Annotated in this window: 11 protein-coding genes and 1 pseudogene; 9 read left to right on the top strand and 3 right to left on the bottom strand. The window is 60.8% G+C overall.

Features of this window, described 5'->3' with window-relative positions; all coding sequences use genetic code 11:
• From QZL63_RS09890 to QZL63_RS09870, 5 genes and pseudogenes are all read left to right on the top strand, one after another.
• Window positions 1-576: pseudogene (locus QZL63_RS09890) on the top strand (LD-carboxypeptidase); the annotation flags it as partial.
• Window positions 577-668: 92 nt separating this feature from the next.
• The gene (locus tag QZL63_RS09885) at window positions 669-2,060 is read left to right on the top strand and encodes an aminopeptidase P family protein (RefSeq protein ID WP_022309140.1); all 1,392 of its coding nucleotides are present in this window, start codon (window positions 669-671) and stop codon (window positions 2,058-2,060) included.
• A 305-nt stretch (window positions 2,061-2,365) separates the two neighbouring features.
• Complete coding sequence (locus QZL63_RS09880) at window positions 2,366-4,522, top strand: elongation factor G (protein ID WP_022309139.1); 2,157 nt, start codon at window positions 2,366-2,368, stop codon at window positions 4,520-4,522.
• A 509-nt stretch (window positions 4,523-5,031) separates the two neighbouring features.
• Window positions 5,032-7,260, top strand: a complete 2,229-nt coding sequence (locus tag QZL63_RS09875; protein ID WP_022309138.1) for an inorganic phosphate transporter — start codon at window positions 5,032-5,034, stop codon at window positions 7,258-7,260.
• Between the two features lie 293 nt (window positions 7,261-7,553).
• Entirely contained in the window at window positions 7,554-8,120 is a 567-nt protein-coding gene (locus QZL63_RS09870) for a DUF4924 family protein (RefSeq protein WP_022309137.1), read from the top strand.
• 119 nt (window positions 8,121-8,239) lie between these two features.
• On the opposite strand, the gene QZL63_RS09865 is transcribed toward QZL63_RS09870, so the two are convergent.
• Window positions 8,240-8,737, bottom strand: a complete 498-nt coding sequence (locus QZL63_RS09865; RefSeq protein ID WP_290586815.1) for a GNAT family N-acetyltransferase — start codon at window positions 8,735-8,737, stop codon at window positions 8,240-8,242.
• A 62-nt stretch (window positions 8,738-8,799) separates the two neighbouring features.
• The gene (gene rpmH / locus QZL63_RS09860) at window positions 8,800-8,961 is read right to left on the bottom strand and encodes a 50S ribosomal protein L34 (RefSeq protein WP_010261331.1); all 162 of its coding nucleotides are present in this window, start codon (window positions 8,959-8,961) and stop codon (window positions 8,800-8,802) included.
• A gap of 178 nt (window positions 8,962-9,139) precedes the next feature.
• On the opposite strand from rpmH, the gene murA reads away from it, so the two are divergent.
• From murA to QZL63_RS09840, 4 genes are all read left to right on the top strand, one after another.
• Window positions 9,140-10,456, top strand: a complete 1,317-nt coding sequence (gene murA / locus QZL63_RS09855) for a UDP-N-acetylglucosamine 1-carboxyvinyltransferase (RefSeq protein ID WP_022309135.1) — start codon at window positions 9,140-9,142, stop codon at window positions 10,454-10,456.
• 468 nt (window positions 10,457-10,924) lie between these two features.
• Window positions 10,925-14,173 (top strand): SusC/RagA family TonB-linked outer membrane protein, encoded by a 3,249-nt coding sequence (locus QZL63_RS09850; RefSeq protein ID WP_369677307.1) that lies wholly within the window; start codon window positions 10,925-10,927, stop codon window positions 14,171-14,173.
• Window positions 14,174-14,196: 23 nt separating this feature from the next.
• Window positions 14,197-16,335, top strand: coding sequence for a RagB/SusD family nutrient uptake outer membrane protein (locus tag QZL63_RS09845; protein WP_022309133.1), 2,139 nt, complete (start codon window positions 14,197-14,199; stop codon window positions 16,333-16,335).
• A 298-nt stretch (window positions 16,336-16,633) separates the two neighbouring features.
• Window positions 16,634-17,221 carry a thymidine kinase gene (locus QZL63_RS09840; protein WP_022309132.1) on the top strand — a complete coding sequence of 196 codons (588 nt, stop codon included), beginning with the start codon at window positions 16,634-16,636 and terminating at the stop codon, window positions 17,219-17,221.
• 90 nt (window positions 17,222-17,311) lie between these two features.
• Here the strand turns inward: QZL63_RS09840 and QZL63_RS09835 are convergent, their stop codons facing one another.
• Window positions 17,312-18,013, bottom strand: coding sequence for a hypothetical protein (locus tag QZL63_RS09835; RefSeq protein WP_022309131.1), 702 nt, complete (start codon window positions 18,011-18,013; stop codon window positions 17,312-17,314).
• Window positions 18,014-18,100: the final 87 nt, after the last annotated feature.

The raw sequence follows: 18,100 nt of genomic DNA, 5'->3' as shown, positions 1-18,100 counted from the left end.
ATCACGACGCTCCACCTGGTGATGCGCAACCTCCGAATCGAAAGCATCCACGGGCAGATGCCCGCAGGTTTCCGCTTCGACGACGAGGAAGAGGACCTCTCGGCCGAGTCGCTGCGCGAGGCCCTCTTCGGGCTCACGCAGCAGATCGACACGGAGCCCCATCCGCTCAACATCCCGGGCTGCGCCTCGGGCCGTCTGGCCGGCGGAAACCTCACGGTGCTCTGCGCCGCGATCGGCACCCCCGAGGAGCTGCGCGCCGAGGAGCCGACGGTGCTCTTCATCGAAGAGGTCGGCGAGTTCGTCTACCGCCTCGACCGCATGATGCAGAGCCTCCACCGCAGCGGGGCGCTGCGCAACGTGAAGGCCGTCGTCGTGGGCCACCTGACCGACATGATGGGGCAGCGGAAGTTCGGCGTGGAGGATGCCGGCGAGGTGTTGGCCGAGCAGCTGCGTCCGCTCGGCATCCCGGTGCTCTTCGGACTGCCGGCCGGTCACGAGGAGCCGAACCTGGCGCTCTACCTCGGACGCGAGGTGACCGTCACGGTGACCCCCGAGGGCGGCAACATCCGCTTCTGAGACACAGGGCTCCGTCGGCAGGCCGAAAAAAAGCGGGCGCGGCGTAAGACCCAAGGCGGATTTTTGCTATATTTGTCGAAAACCGCAACATTATGTTCTCAGCAAAAACCTATATCGCGCGCCGCAAGATGCTGCGCACGAAAATCGGGCAGGGCATCATCCTGCTTCCGGGAAACGCCCCCGCACCGAACAACTACCCCAACAACGCCTACTATTTCCGCCAGGACTCGTCGTTCCTCTACTACTTCGGACTCAACATTCCCTCGCTGGTGGGTCTGATCGACGCCGACTCGGGCGAGGAGGCCCTCTACGGCGACGACTTCACCGTCGAGGACATCATCTGGACCGGTCCGCAGCCCACGCTCCGCGAGCTGGGCGCCCAGGTAGGCGTTACGGAGACCTTCCCGACAGCCGCCCTCGAGGCGCGCCTGCGCAAGGCCATCGCCCAGGGGCGCAAGATCCACTACCTGCCCCCCTACCGCGGCGAAACAAAGCTCCAGCTGTCGGAACTGCTGGGCATCAAGCCCGCCCTGCTGCACGACTACAAGTCGGTGGACCTGATGTTCGCCGTGGCGGAGATGCGCGAAAAGAAGAGCGCCGAGGAGATCGAGGAGATGGAGCGAGCCTTCCGCATCGGCTACGAAATGCACACGCTGGCCATGAAGCTCTGCCGCCCGGGCATCGTTGAGCGCGAGATCGCCGGCGCGATCGAAGGCGTCGCCAAGTCGCTCGGATCGGGACTCTCCTTCCCGTCGATCGTCTCGCAGCACGGCGAAACGCTCCACAACCTCAACTGCGACGGGGTGCTCGAGGAGGGCCGGCTGCTGCTTTGCGACGCCGGCGGCGAGACGGTGAACAACTACTGCTCGGACCACACCCGCACCTATCCCGTCAGCGGACGCTTCACCGAGCAGCAGAAGGAGATCTACAACATCGTGCTGGCGGCTCACGACCACGTGGCCCGCATCGTCAAGCCCCACATGATGTACACCGAGATCCACAAGGCCGCCTACCTCACGCTGGCCGAAGGGCTGATCAGCGTGGGACTGATCAAGGGTACGGCGGCTGATGCCGTGGCCTCGGGCGCCATGACGATGTTCATGCCCCACGGACTGGGCCACGGACTGGGCATGGACGTACACGACTGCGAGGCGATGGGCGAGCGCTCGTTCGACTTCTCGACGATCGCCGAGCGTGCCGCCAAGTCGGCCACCTGCATCTACCGCGCGGCCTGGCGCATCGAGCCGGGCACGGTGCTGACCGACGAACCGGGCCTCTACTTCATCCCGGCGCTGATCGACAAGTGCCGCGCCGAGGGTCTTTACAAGGGAATCGTGGACTACGACGCCCTGGAGGCCTACCGCAACTTCGGCGGCATCCGCATCGAGGACGACATCCTCGTGACGGAAGAGGGAAGCCGGATGCTCGGCGACCGCAAGATTCCCGTCACGGTCGAGGAGCTCGAGGCCGTCGTCGGGAAATAACCCCAAAACCACACCGCACAGATACGGAGCGGGCTGCCATCCGGCAATCGGATCTGGCGGCCCGCCTCTGTTTCTTTGCCTGCACGGAGAGTTCCTTTTGCGAACCGAGTCCCAAACACGCCCGGGAAGATGGCTCCGTCCGGGACATCCGGCAATTTTTACGAACAGGAGCCGCACAGCCCCAAAATGACACTCCACGGCCTCGGAAAAGGAACAAAAAAAGGCTATGCCGGCTTGTTTTTCCCGATTTTTTCGTATATTTATAGTCGGCTAACCGAAAATCAACCTTAAAACATAGTCCGAATATGAAAAACTATTCAGCAAAAGAGATCAAGAACATCGTACTGATCGGCGCGCCCGGCACGGGAAAAACTACCCTTGCCGAAGCGATGGCCTATGAAGGGAAGGTCATCGACCGCAGGGGTAGTATCGAGACGAACAACACGCTCTCGGACAACACGGATATCGAGCACGAATACAAGCGTTCGATCTATTCGACGATTCTCTTCACGGAGTTCATGGACCGCAAGCTGAACATCATCGACTGCCCGGGATCGGACGATTTCTGCGGGAATCTCTTCTCGGCGTTCAAGGTCGGCGACGTCGGCGTGTTCCTCTTCAATGCACAGAACGGCTGGGAGGTCGGCAGCGAGATACAGGCCCGTTACGCACGCCTGCTCAAGAAACCCGTCATCGGCGTGATCAACCAGCTCGACGCCGACAAGGCCAACTTCGAAGCCGCCTTCGATTCGATCAAGGCCGCCTCGCGCGTAAAGCCCGTGCTGGTGCAGTATCCGGTCAATCAGGGCGCCGGATTCGACTCGTTCATCGATGTGCTGATGATGAAGATGTACCGCTTCAAGGACCACGACGGCCACCGCGAGGAGCTCGAGATTCCGGCCGAGGAGCTGGAACGCGCCCAGGCGCTCAACAAGGAGCTCGTGGAGATGGCCGCCGAGCACGACGAGGCCCTCATGGAGCTCTACTTCGACAAGGGAACCCTCACGCAGGACGATATCCGCGCCGGACTCAAGATCGGCGTATCGCGCCGCGAGGTGATGCCGATCTTCTGCACGAGCGGCAAGTGGGATATCGGGACCAAGCGCCTGATGGAGTTCATCATCAACGTGGCCCCGGGCCCGCTCAAGGCCCCCGCGTTCCTCTCGACCGAGGGCGAGGAGATTACGGCCGACGAGGCGGCTCCCGCCGTGGCATTCGTCTTCAAGAGCCAGATCGAGCAGCACATCGGCGAGATCACCTACTTCCGCGTCATCCGCGGCAAGATCACCGAGGGTACCGAGCTGGTGAACACCCGCACGGGCAACAAGGAGAAGCTCTCGCAGCTCTTCGCCGTGGCGGGCAAGAACCGCATCAAGGTGACGGAGCTCTCGGCCGGCGACATCGGCTGCACCGTCAAGCTCAAGGGCACGCGCACGAACGACACGCTGTCGGCTGCCGCCGCTCCGGTCACCATCGAGCAGATCGTCTTCCCCGAGCCGCGCTACCGCGCCGCCATCAAGTGCAAGGAGCAGAGTGACGAGGAGAAACTGGGCAAGATCCTCAACGACGCCAAGTTCGAGGATCCGACGATCCTCGTGGAATACTCCAAGGAGCTCAAGCAAACGATCATCCAGGGCCAGGGCGAACACCACCTGAACATCCTCCGCTCGCGCATCGAGAAGGAGAACAAGCTCTCCTACGAGTACATCGCCCCGAAGATCCCCTACCGCGAGACGATCACGAAGGTGGCGCAGGCCGACTACCGCCACAAGAAGCAGTCGGGCGGCGCCGGACAGTTCGGCGAGGTGCACATGATCATCGAGCCCTACTACGACGGAATCGCCGAGCCGAAGAACTACAAGGTTCCCGGCAAGGGTGACATGGTCGTGAATGTCAAGACGAAAGAGGAGTACGACCTGGCATGGGGCGGCAAGCTGCAGTTCTACTCGGCGATCGTCGGCGGCGCCATCGACGCACGCTTCATGCCGGCGATCCTCAAGGGTATCATGGAGAAGATGGACGAGGGCCCGCTGACGGGATCCTACGCCCGCGACATCCGCGTGGTGATCTACGACGGCAAGATGCACCCGGTGGACTCGAACGAAATCTCGTTCAAGCTCGCCGCACGAAACGCCTTCAAGGAGGCCTTCCGCAACGCCGGCCCGAAGATCATGGAGCCGATCTACAATGTCGAGGTCCTCACCCCGAGCGAGTATATGGGCGCCGTGATGAGCGATCTGCAGAACCGCCGCGCGATGATCGCCGGCATGGAGTCGGACAAGGGATTCGACCGCCTGAACGCCCTCGTGCCGCTGGCCGAACTCTACCGCTATTCGACGACCCTCTCGTCGCTCACCTCCGGTTCGGCTACCTACACGATGAAGTTCTCCTCCTACGAGCAGGTTCCGGCCGACGTACAGGAGAAACTGCTCAAGGCCTACACCGATACGGACGAGGATTAATCCCCGCTCCGGGATACGGACACGGACCGTCGCGGCATTCCCGCGGCGGTCTTTTTTCGGGGCTCCGGCAACCCGCCGCACACGGCAATCCGGAATTTGCATTCTCGGAACTTTTTGTTACCTTTGCCTCCCGGAAATCTTCCGGACCTTTTTCGAAACAGAAAAGACGAAAAGCCCCGGGTGCCGCTTTCCCAACAGCGCGACCGCACCACCCCGGGCAACAGAGACCGATCCAAAAACGTATCCGAAACCATAAACGGCCCGCCGACCCGACCCGGGAGGAGGTCCGACGAAAACTACCAGCGGCAGGGTGGTTCCGCAGCCCTTCGAATTCTTCAGGCGCGGCGACCAGTTGCGACCTGCCGCTCTCTTTTTGCCCCGCCCGGACGAGAAGGCGGAGGCCAGCGTACAGCACGTTAAATTAACGTTAATAATCCATTGCAAAACCGTGACATCGGAAAATTCTCCGTAATTTTGTTCATCATTTGTACCGTTGTACCGTTCCAAGCATGAGCGAAATCTACACCGTCATCATCGGCATTTTGGGAATTCTCGCCGTTTCCGGACTCTTCGTCGGCGTCACGAACGACGCGGTCAATTTCCTCAACTCAGCAATCGGATCCAAAGCCGCCTCGATGCGCGTCATCCTGACCGTCGCCTCGGTCGGCATCGTTATCGGCGTCATCACGTCGAGCGGCATGATGGAGGTCGCACGCAGCGGCATGTTCAACCCGGCGCTCTTCTCGTTCCACGAGGTGATGATGCTCTACCTGGGCGTAATGTTCGCCAACGTCATCCTGCTCGACCTCTACAACTCGTGGGGACTCCCCACCTCGACCACCGTATCGCTCATCTTCTGTCTGCTGGGCGCCGCCATCGCCGTATCGGTCTACAAGATCGCCGGCGACCCCGCGCAGGGCGTCTCCTCGCTCGGACAGTACATCAACACCTCACGGGCCATGGGCATCGTCTCGGCCATCCTGCTCTCGGTGGTCATCGCCTTCACGTGCGGCACGGTCGTGATGTACATCTCGCGCCTGATCTTCTCGTTCCGCTATACGGTATACCTGCGCCGCTACGGGGCCGTCTGGTGCGGCGCCTCGCTCACGGCGATCGTCTACTTCGCCGTCTTCAAGGGGCTCAAGTCGATCCTCGCCGGGCATGAGTTCATCCGCATGATCGACGAGAACCTGCTCGCGTCGCTCTTCTTCTGCTGGGTCGGATGCTCGCTGCTGCTCTTCATCATCCAGCGCTTCCGGATCAACATCCTCCGCATCACGATCCTCTCGGGCACCTTCGCCCTGGCCCTGGCCTTTGCCGGCAACGACCTGGTGAACTTCATCGGCGTGCCCGTGGCCGGATTCGACGCCTACTCGATCGCCCGCCATTCGGGCGACGCCTCGATGATGATGGGTGCGCTCAACGAGAACGTCCCCGCGAACTTCGCCGTGCTGCTGGCTGCCGGCGGCGTGATGATCCTCACGCTCTGGACCTCCAAGAAGTCGATGCACGTCTCGGCCACCGAGCTTTCGCTCTCGACCCAGAGCGACGAAGGGTCGGAGCAGCAGTACGGGTCGTCGCTCTTCTCGCGCACGATCGTCCGCGCGGCACTCAACATCAATGCCGGCATCGAACGCGTCATCCCCGAGCGGGTGCGGAAATCCATCTCCCGCCGCTTCGAATACGAAGACATCGAACACAGCGGAGCCCCCTACGACATGATCCGCGCCACGGTGAACCTCACCACCTCGGCCCTGCTCATCGCCCTGGCCACCTCGCTCAAACTGCCCCTTTCGACGACCTATGTCAGTTTCATGGTGGCCATGGGTTCGTCGCTGGCCGACCGCGCATGGGGTCGTGAAAGCGCCGTATACCGCATCTCGGGCGTCATGACCGTCGTGGCCGGGTGGTTCGTCACGGCCCTGGGCGGCTTCCTGATCGCCTTCGTCGTGGGCCTGGCCCTGATCTACGGCGGAACGGCGGCATTCATCGTCATCACCCTGCTGTGCGGATACATGCTCATCCACAGCAACTTCATGAAGAAAGGCAAGGAGGCCCGCCGCGAAATCGCCCGTGCCGAGACCAACGAGGACATCATCATGGGGCTGCGTGACGAGGTTTGCGCCACGATGGAGAGTGCCACGCGCATCTACGACCGCACGCTGATCGCCGTCTTCAAGGAGAACCGCAAGGTGCTGCGCGACATGGTCAAAGAGTCGAACGACCTCTTCTACCAGTCGCGCGAACGCAAATACTCGCTGATGCCGACGCTCCGCAAGCTGCAGGGCGGCGACGTCAATACGGCCCACTACTACGTTCAGGTGGTCGATTACCTGAACGAGATGACCAAGGCCCTGATGCACATCACCCGTCCGGCCTTCGAGCACATCGACAACAACCACGAGGGAATGTCGATGGAACAGACTCGCGACCTGATGTCGATCAACGACGACGTAGAGATTATCTACCGCCGGATCAACCAGATGCTCCGCGAGGGTGACTTCTCCGAAATCGAGGAGGTGCTGACGCTGCGCGACCAGCTCTTCGAGGCGATCGCCGAGGCGATCAAGTCGGAACTCGCGCGCATCAACGAGGCGAAGTCGAACACCAAGGCCTCGATGCTCTACCTGACAATCCTGACCGAGACGAAGAACATGGTGCTCCAGTCGCGCAACCTGCTCAAGTCGCAGCAGTATTTCCTCAAGCACCGCACCGAGCCCAAAGTCTGGATCAAGTAGGGTCGCCCGCCGCGAGACATGCGGGAAGGGACCTGGGAGTCCCTCCTGCAGGGAAGGGCCCGTGGAGCCCCTCGGGCAGGGGGGGGGGGGTAAGGCCGAGCAGAAAGAGCCGGGAGCAGGAACCGGAAGCAGTCGGAACGATGCCGGACAGCCCTCGGGCACCGGACCGGAGTCCCGGCAAGAGACCGGGGACGCCAAGCGGAAACGGTCGGAAGATACGGGAGCAGACCGGGCCATAGCACCCGAAAGACAAGACGCCCACCAAACAGAAGAAAGAGAAAAACAGATCCGTCATGGACATAGCCAAAGCCAAGCGGCGTGAGAACATCGCCGAATACATCCTCTACCTCTGGCAGCTCGAGGACCTGCTCCGGGCCCTGCAGTTCAGCCCCGAGGCGATCTACTCGACACTTATCGCCCCGCGCAAGGACATCGCCGAGGAGCAGAAGCACCTTTTCCTGATGTGGTACCTCGACCTGGCCAACCTCCTGCAGCAGGAGGGAAAGGCCGAGAAGGGACACCTGGAACACACGCTGCACCTGATCCGCGACCTGCACGACCTGCACCTCCAGTTGATGAAGCTCCCCGCAGGCGAGCACTACCGCGCGACCTACGCCCGGCTCGAACCCGAGTTGCCGCGTCTGCGCGCCGTGCTGGGCAACCCGGGGATCAGCGACACGGAGCTTTGCTTCCGCGCCCTCTACGCCGCCATGCTCTACCGCATCAAGGGCGAGGGCGGCAAGTCGGCCGTGAGCGACACGATCGAGTTCATCTCACCCGTCATCGCCGAACTGGCCGACATCCACGGGAAGGTCGAGCGCGGCGAGATGGACCTCTTCAAGTCCGAGGAGGGAAAATAGCACCGAATCCGACGCCGGCAGAGGGCAGCAACGAATTTCGCCCCGGTTGCAGAGAGATTGCAGCCGGGGCGATAGTTTTTGATGCGGGCGAGTCCACGCCGAGGACCTCATTCGGGATCTCACCCGAGGTCGAGCCCCATGATATAGTCGTTCATGTAGAAACCGTTGCCGATCGGGAAGTCGCCCTCACGCAGACGGCGCATCCCCATGTGCTCGTAGAAGCGGAGCGCCCGGTTACCCCGGTTCACGTTCAGCTCCATGCGGCAGGCCTCCGGCTGCAAAGCCCGGACATGCGCCACCGCCGTGCGGAAGAGGAAGGCCCCGGCGCCGCACCCCTGGAAGCGGGGCAGCACGTAGATCTTCTGCAGGTGGAACAGCCGTTCGCCCTGCCGCTCGACGGAGACATAGCCGCACGGCTCGCCGTCGCACGAAGCGATGTAGAAGACATGGCCTCCGCACAGCTGCTCCCGCAGGCTCTGCTCCGAGTACATCCACTCCATCATGTAGTCCAGCTGTGCGGGCGAGAGCAGCTCCCGGTAGGTCGCCGGGAAAGCCACGCCGGCCAGCAAGCGGATCAGCGGAATATCGGCCTCCGTGGCCTTTCGACATGCAAACATGACATCAAACGGAAAAGGGCCGGCTTGAGCAAGCCGACCCATGTATTTTTCCTGCAAGAAGACTAAGCGTACTTGAACGTCGACTCGTCCGATACGGTCAGCTTCTTACGACCCTTTGCGCGGCGCGCAGCCAGCACCTTGCGACCGTTGGCGGTAGCCATACGAGCACGGAAACCATGCTTGTTGATCCGCTTGCGACGCGACGGCTGGTAAGTTCTCTTCATTGCCATAGCTATCTAATATTAATTGTTTCAGACATTTTTACGGATTGCAAAAGTACAACAAAAAACCGATCCGCAAAAATTTTTCACGAAAATATTTCAAAAACCCGCGCAAAACACGAAATCTTGCTAACTTTGTCTATGGTGCGGACCCCTCCGCGGCCCGCAAAAAAGAGACACCATGGCAGTATTCAAAGTCGAAGGAGGCCACCGCCTCCACGGGTCAATCACCCCGCAGGGCGCCAAGAACGAGGCGCTCCAGATCCTCTGTGCCACGCTCCTGACCCCCGAACGGGTCACCGTGCACAACATCCCCCAGATCCTCGATGTCATGCAGCTCATCGAGCTGCTCCGGGCAATGGGCGTCGAAGTGGACCGTCTGTCGGACGACACCTATTCGTTCCGCGCGCGGGAGATCGACTTCGACTACCTGCGCACGGACGACTACCGCCGCCGCTGCGCGCGCCTGCGCGGCTCGGTGATGCTCATCGGCCCGATGCTGGCCCGCTTCGGCGTGGGCTACATTCCCAAGCCGGGCGGCGACAAGATCGGACGCCGGCGCCTCGACACCCACTTCCTCGGTTTCCAGAAGCTCGGTGCGAAGTTCAACTTCGATGTCGCCGACGATTTCTTCATGGTCGAGGGCCGGGAGTTGAAGGGCACCTACATGCTCCTCGACGAGGCCTCCGTAACAGGCACGGCCAACATCATCATGGCCGCCGTGCTGGCCCGGGGCACGACCACAATCTACAACGCCGCCTGCGAACCCTACGTGCAGCAGCTCTGCCGCATGCTCAACCGCATGGGCGCCCGCATCTCGGGCATCGCCTCGAACCTGCTGACCATCGAGGGCGTCGAGTCGCTCGGCGGCACGGACCACACGCTGCTGCCCGACATGATCGAGGTGGGCAGCTTCATCGGCATGGCCGCCATGAACCAGTCGGAGCTGACCATCCGCAACGTGTCCTACGAGAACCTGGGCATCATTCCCGCCCAGTTCGCCCGCATGGGCATCCGCTTCGAACAGCGCGGCGACGACATCTACATCCCCGAACAGGACCACTACAGCATCGAGACCTTCCTCGACGGCTCGATCATGACCATCGCCGACGCCCCCTGGCCGGGCCTCACGCCCGACCTGCTGTCGATCTTCCTGGTCGTGGCCACACAGGCCAAGGGAGCCGTGCTGATCCACCAGAAGATGTTCGAAAGCCGTCTCTTCTTCGTCGATAAACTCATCGACATGGGCGCGCAGATCATCCTCTGCGACCCCCACCGCGCCACGGTCATCGGACACGACCACCGGCTGAGGCTCCGCGCCACGCGCATGACCTCGCCCGACATCCGCGCCGGCGTGGCCCTGCTCATCGCCGCCATGTCGGCCGAAGGGGTCTCCACGATCCAGAACATCGACCAGATCGACCGCGGCTACAAGAACATCGACGGACGGCTCAACGCCCTCGGCGCCCGAATCGAGCGCCTCGAAGAGTGTCTGTAGGTATTTTTGAAAAAAACAGGACCGGGACTGCCAAAAAGCAGTCCCGTTTTTTTATTCCACCTCTTTCGGAAGATTTCCTCATCCCGCAACCGGAAGTCCCGGGACAAAAAAACCGAACATGCCACACAAAAAACCGAACATACCACCGCATCATTCCGCAACCGCCACTTATACATGCCAATTGCCCCTGCCGCGTACCCCTGACTGCTTCCGAAGGCAGAGTCCCGAAGAAAGGGAGAAACAAGCCTGAAGACACAACGAACATGCACATGACCATTTCGTTAAAAATTTCCCTCTTTTTACCCCATGTATGTTATTTTTTTATTATATTGCACTATAATTCGAGCCCTTTTCCCTACGCCACCTCCCCCTGGCGGAGAATCGGTCCCGAATAAGAAACCTAAACCTAAATGTCTATGAGACGAACAATTCTCCACTTCTTCTTTTTAGCTTCGGCTATGTTCGTTTCTGCCAGCATGGGGGGGGGGAAATTCAGCAACCGCAGCTGAGTCGCCCGCTCCCGTAGCAGAAACCCAGGATTCCAAGACGATCGAGATCTCGGGCAAGGTTATCGACACGAACGGCCAACCGATCATCGGCGCCACCGTCTTCGAAACCGGCACCGCAAACGGCATCACGACCGACCTCAACGGCGGCTTCACCCTGACCGTCACCGAAAAGGCCACGCTCGAATTCTCGTATGTAGGCTACAAGCCGCAGACCCTCCCCGCCTCGCAGGGCATGGTCGTCACCCTCGAAGAGGCGCTCGACATCGACGCCGTGGTTGTCGTAGGTTACGGCGTGCAGAAAAAGGCCAACCTTTCGGGCGCCGTCGCCACGGTCAAGATGGACGAGGTGCTCGGCGACCGTCCGCAGCCGAACGTCGCAGCCGCACTCCAGGGTGCCGTCCCGGGCCTGATGATCTCGTCGAGCAGCGGCAACACCCCCGGCCAGACCGGCAAGTCGATCCAGATCCGCGGCACCTCCTCTCTGGGTAAGGACTCCAACGGCAATTGGGCTGTCGCCGGACTCTCTCCGCTCATCCTGATCGATAACGTCGAAGGCGACATCGACGCCCTCAACCCGAACGACATCGAGTCGGTGACGGTGCTCAAGGATGCTTCGGCTTCGGCCATCTACGGTGCACGTGCCGCCGCCGGCGTCGTGCTGATCACAACGAAGAGGCCGCAAGGAAACGAGCGCATCACGGCCAACTACAGCAACAACTTCGGTATCATCAACGCCATCGGCACGCCCGAGCAGACACGGCTGGACACCTACCTGCCCATCTACAAGGAGGCCTTCAACTCGAATTCCTATGCCGCCGCAGGCCAGAACATCGACAAGTGGCTCGAATACCTCAACCTCTACAACTCCGACCGTGCCGCCCTCGAGGGGCTGGGAACGCTCCAGAGCAACGGCATCTTCGTGGCCAACGAGGACAGCAAGCGCTACTACCTCTCGCAGAAGGACATCTACGACCGCATGATGGAGACCGGTTTCTCGCAGAACCACAACCTTTCGGTCAGCGGCGCCACGGAGCACATCCGCTTCCGCATGTCGGGCAACAGCTACCGTGAAAACGGGCCGTTTGTCGGTAACAAGGACCTCTACACCCGCATGTCGTTCTCAGGATACATCGGGGCCGACATCACCAAATGGTTCACCCAGGAGGCAGACTTCTCCTACTCGCAGCAGCAGCGCCGCTACCTGAACGACGAATCGGGCGGCTGGCTCTACTCGACCCGTCTGATGAACTTCCTCCCGGACGGCACCGACCCGAACGGATATACGATCCTCACCCCGCGCGCCATCATCGACAACAGCAACGCCCGGCGCACTACCATCGACACGCCGCGCTTCCTGTTCCGCTCGACGTTCCGCCCGGTGAAGGGTCTCGAGGCCGTCTTCGAGTACACCTACCAGAAGCAGATGACCGACTTCACCTACTTCTCGGGCATGTGGCAGGCCACCGACATCCAGGAGACCACGAAAACCATCCCCTCGAAGGACTATTACATCGCCCGCCACTTCTTCGACACGCGCAACTCGTTCAATGCCTACGCTACCTACAAGATCGACGTAGCCCAGGACCACCATTTCTCGCTGATGGCCGGCTTCTCGCAAGAGGACTACGACTACAAGTACTACAACACGCAGGCCGAAGAGCAGGCGTTGATCGACATCCCGTCGATGGGTAACGCACAGGGCAAGGTCACCGTGAGCGACTCCTATGCGGACTTCGGCATCCGAAGCGGATTCTTCCGTTTCAACTACGACTACAAGGGCAAGTACATCCTCGAGGTCAGCGGCCGTTACGACGGCTCGTCGAAGTTCCCGAAGGACAGCCGCTTCGCCTTCTTCCCCTCGTTCTCGATGGCATGGAACGTCGCCGAAGAGAACTTCATGTCGGGCACACGCAAGTGGCTCAACCAGCTCAAGCCGCGCTTCTCCTACGGATCGATCGGCAACCAGGCTTCGGCCGGATACTACGACTACATCGCCTCGATGGGCCTTTCGACCAAATCAACCGTATGGCTCAACGGCAACGATGACGCCAACTACGTGACACAGCTCGGCACGCCGGGCCTCGTCAGCGCCAACTTCACGTGGGAAACCATCACCACGTCGAACGTCGGTTTGGACTTCGCGCTGTTCAACAACCGCCTGACCGGTATGTTCGAGTGGTTCCAGCGCGACACGAAGGACATCCTCTCCGAAGGCGTCGATCTGCCGGGTGTGCTGGGCGTCGCAGCCCCGAACCAGAACGTCGGCAAAATGCGCACGCGCGGCTGGGAACTCCAGCTGGGATGGCGCGGCAACATCGGCGAGAAGGTGCAGTACAACGTGGGATTCAACCTCTGGGACTACAAATCAAAGGTCATGAAGCTGAACTTCAACTCGAGCAAGAGCCTCGGCTCGCTGTACGAAGGCATGAATGTCGGCGAGATCTGGGGATACCTCTACGACGGGTTCTATACGGTCGAGGACTTCAAGGACACGTCGAGCTGGGAACTCGTGGACGGCGTTCCGACGCTGCAGGGTTACAGCCCCCGCCCGGGAGACTACAAATTCAAGAACCTGAACGACCACCAGTATTCGGACAGCGACGAGAACGATATCAACAGCGGTAAGAACACGTTGAGTGAGCCGGGTGACATGACCGTCATCGGCAACTCGCTGCCGCGCCTGCAGTACGGCATCAACTTCGGCATCAGCTACGCCGGATTCGACCTGAGCGTCATGCTGCAGGGAGTCGGCAAGCGCGACTGGATGTACACGGGCGAGCTGCTCTACACCTTCGCCGCCGGCGACGCCAAGTGGTATCCCGTATTCGAGGGCACGACCGACTACTGGAAGCCGATCAGCACCGACCCGACCAGCCCCGACTATATGCAGCCCGTGAATCCGAACGCCAAACTGCCGCGTATCTACGGCTCGGACAGCGGTACGATCGCCAACTCCGGATCGAACCGCCGTGCAAACGACCACATGCTCAGCGACGCCTCGTACCTGCGCATCAAGAACCTGACGCTGGCCTACACCTTCCCGAAGCGCTGGATGAACAAGATCCACGTCTCGAACCTGCGTCTGTTCGTCAGCATCGAGAACCTCGCCACGTTCACCTCGCTGCCCAAGGGCATCGATCCCGAGACCCTCTCGTGGAGCTACCCGCTCTACCGCACCGTTTCGTTCGGTCTGAATTTCACGTTGTAACAAAAAAAACAGAGATCACTCGTATGAAAAAAATAGCATATATCCTTGCCATCTGGGCGCTTGCATTGGGCAGCACCTCCTGCAACGACGAGTTTCTGGAGCGCTACCCCGAAGGCACGACCACGGAAGCAAGTGCCTTCACCTCGTACAACTCCAGCATGTCCTATCTGCTGACGCTCTACAACTGCTTCAACGGCTTTACGATCTACTCGGGCCCGATACCCGTGAGCGGAGCCCTCGGCACCTCGACCCGCGACATCTGGTCGGGCATCCTGACCAACTACGGATACGGCGCCGGCACGGTGGACAACCCCTATGCCGCACAGAACGTCTCGATTCCGACCTCGGACGGCACCTACAGCACGCCCTATGAGTTCATCCGTGCCGCCAACCTGATGCTCAAGCACATTCAGGATCCCGTCTGCTCGGACAGCGAACGGCTCCGCCTGGAGGCCATTGCCCGCTTCTTCCGCGCCTTCAACCACTATGCGCTGATGGTCAATTACGGAGACATCATCTACGTGGACCATCTGCTCGACGACACGTCGCCGGAGCTCTACAAGGCACGTGACTCGAGGCTCTACGTGGCCGACCAGATCTACAACGAGCTGATCTGGTGCATAAACAACATCCAGGACGACCTGGCCGAACCCAACACGCTGAACAGCGATGTCGTGAAGGCATTCCTCACCCGCTTCGCCCTGTTCGAGGGAACGTGGCGCAAGTACCACAACGTGGCCGAGGAGGGCGAATACATCACCGGGCAGAAACTGCTCGAGGAGTGCGTCCGCCTCTCCGAGGAGCTGATGTCCCGTTATCCGACCCTCTACGCGGGTGACGCGTCGGGCGGCGACACCTATCCCGGCAAGGGATGGGGCCAGTTGTGGACGACCGAAAACCTGCAGGGCGTACCGGGCGTGATCCTCTACATGAAGTATACCGAGGATTACAAGATGCACCGTCTGGGCCACTTCGAGCACATCGGCTCGGCATCGCTCGAGATGCCCCAATCGACCGTAGACCTCTACCTGACCAAGGACGGCCTGCCGATCCACAACGCCAAGGTGAAGTACTACGACTACAACGGCGCCGACAACTCGTATTCCGAGGGCGAGCCCTACGACTACGCCAACTGCGACATCTACAAGACGTTCCGCAACCGCGATCCGCGTCTGTGGCAGACGGTCATGCCGCCCTATCACGTAAACACCACCAGCACGGGCATCAACGACTTCACCTACGACGAGTCGAACGGCTACAAGTACATGGAGTACCTGCGCAAGTTCCCGTCGCGCGGCAACGAAACGAACCTCACGGACAACGGCAAACCGGTATACCGCATCCCCGAGGTACAGACCGGCTACTACCTGATCTCGGGCCACAAGGCGCTGCCCTCGGGCAACTGGGGCGGCAACCTCCAGCCCAATGTACCGAACACTTCGCTCTCCTCGTCCGGCGCGATGAACGGCGCCTTGGCTGCAGGCCTCACGCCGTTCAACTCGAGCAAGACCTACCAGCTGTGCAAGAGCGGATACTTCGTATGGAAACACCATGCCGGCTGGGACCGTCAGGACCAGAACGTCGCCAAGGAGATCTCCGACAAACCGCTCGTCAAGATCGAGGAGGTGCTGCTCAACTACGCCGAGGCCAAGTTCGAGCTCGGAGCCTTCAACCAGACCGTGGCCGACCAGAGCATCAACCTGTTGCGTGACCGCGCCGAGGTAAGCCGCATGACGGTGGCCGAGATCGGTTCGGACTTCGACCCGGACCGCGACCCGAGCGTCGATCCCGTGCTGTGGGAGATCCGCCGCGAGCGCCTGATCGAACTCATGGGCGAGAGCTTCTCGTTCGAGGATGTCCGCCGCTGGAAGAAGGCCGACTGGTATGTGAACAAACAGCACTACGGAGCCTATGTGGAGAATGCCACGACGCAGGGTATCAGCTCGATCTCGCTGGGCGAGACCGGTATCCTGAAACAAGGCGGCACCACCGAGGCGTCGGCTTCGGAGCTGGCCGCACAGGGTAACGCCGGCCACCTCTACTTCTATCAGGATCCCACGTCGGCCGGCAAGGGATGGCTCGAGAAGTACTACCTCATGCCGATCCCGTCGGGTGAGATTCTGCTCAACAAAAACCTCGAGCAGCAGGAACTCTGGAAATAGCCGATTCTACAACATCGAAAAGGGAACCGGATGCCCCGCAAAAGGGGCGTCCGGTTTCTCTTTCCGGCAGCCCGTCTCCGGCCGACGCGATGCGGACTCCGATCCCGTCCGGGGCTCTTGACGAAACCGGATTAAATTGTTACCTTTGCCCTCCGTCCCGAAGCCGCCGCCTCTCTGCGGAGCAGGGGTTCCCAAACACCGGATCCCCCGGAAGAGGCGACAGCAGGCTTTCCCTCGAAAACCGAAGCCCATCGGGCAGCTTCACGACACGACGAAACGAAAAAACAGCACACACGACATGTTTCTGGAAAATGCCAGCCGCAAGGGCTGGATCGAAGTGGTCTGCGGCTCGATGTTCTCGGGCAAAACCGAGGAGTTGATCCGCCGCCTCAAACGCGCACAGTTCGCCCACCAGCGGGTAGAGATCTTCAAGCCCTGCATCGACGTCCGCTACTCGGAGGAGGAGGTCGTCTCGCACGACGCCCACGCCATCCGCTCGACGCCGGTCGAATCGCCGCAGAACATCCTGCTGATGACCTCGGATGTCGATGTGGTCGGCATCGACGAGGCACAGTTCTTCGACGAAAGCATCGTCGATGTTTGCCGACAACTGGCCGACAACGGCGTGCGGGTGATCGTCGCAGGACTCGACATGGACTATACGGGCAGGCCGTTCGGCCCAATGCCGGCGTTGATGGCTACGGCCGAATACGTGACGAAGGTGCACGCCATCTGCGTGCGCTGCGGCAACCTCGCCCACCATTCACACCGCCTGACCAGCGACGAGAAACAGGTGATGCTCGGAGCGCAGGACACCTACGAGCCGATCTGCCGCCACTGCTTCAAGGAGCTGGTACGCAACCGCAAGACAAAGAACGAGCAATAGCCCCGCAGCCGACGGGCAAAGACGGAAAAGCCGGATCCGCGATACGGATCCGGCTTTTTCACATCTGCCGGGAATCTGGTCCCGCGGGCCTTATGCCTCCGCACGGCGAGCCTTCAGCGCCTCGATGAATCCGGGCCACAACACCCACAGGTTCTCGGTTTGCAGCCACAACTCACGGGCCTGCGCCGCCAACGAGGGATGTTCGCTCTCGATATCCTGCAGGTAGGCCGCATCGGCCGGATGGCTGTCGGCCGTGAATTCGGCGAAATAGGGGGCAAAGCGCGTCCGGAAGCGTTTCAACTCTCCATCGGGCAACGATCCGTCGCGCCGGTAGGCAGACCAGAGCAACAACACCTCGCGGCTGGCCGCCTTGTCGGAGACATCGTTAATCACCTCGTCGAAGAGCTCCTGCTCGTCCATGGCCAGATAGTCGAAGGCGAGCAGTTCGCTGCCCTCGAGATGGTCCTCCGGATCGAGCTCGAGCAACAGTTCGAGCAGGGCCGCCGACATTTCGAAGTCGTTGATCAGAAAGTGGTCGATGGCCGAAGCCCGGATCAGTTCGAGCGCAGCCCGCGAATTGCGGTGCGACCACTCGAGGTTCACCTCCTCGTCATCGGGGATCAGTGCGGCAAGGCGTTGAAAAGCCTGGAAACGCTCGTTGCAAGCCCCTTCGACATCGCCCGACTCCTGCAAGCGGCGGGAACGCTCCAGCACCTGGACAAAATTGTACGGGCCGTCTCCCACCACTTCGAAGGTCTGGTCGGCCGTAGGCTCAAGAAAGGCTTTACGCATCATCGCGTCGAAATTTGAAGATCGTGGATACAAAATGCCACACACACCGCCATATACGAAGACAACCGACCGATACCCGGTCCGCAC

The sequence above is a fragment of the Alistipes sp. CAG:268 genome (assembly GCA_000434235.1).
Classification (GTDB): Bacteria; Bacteroidota; Bacteroidia; order Bacteroidales; family Rikenellaceae; genus Alistipes; species Alistipes avistercoris.
The sequence above is the reverse complement of the archived record's forward strand: the minus strand, read 5'-3'. Positions and strand labels throughout refer to the sequence as shown.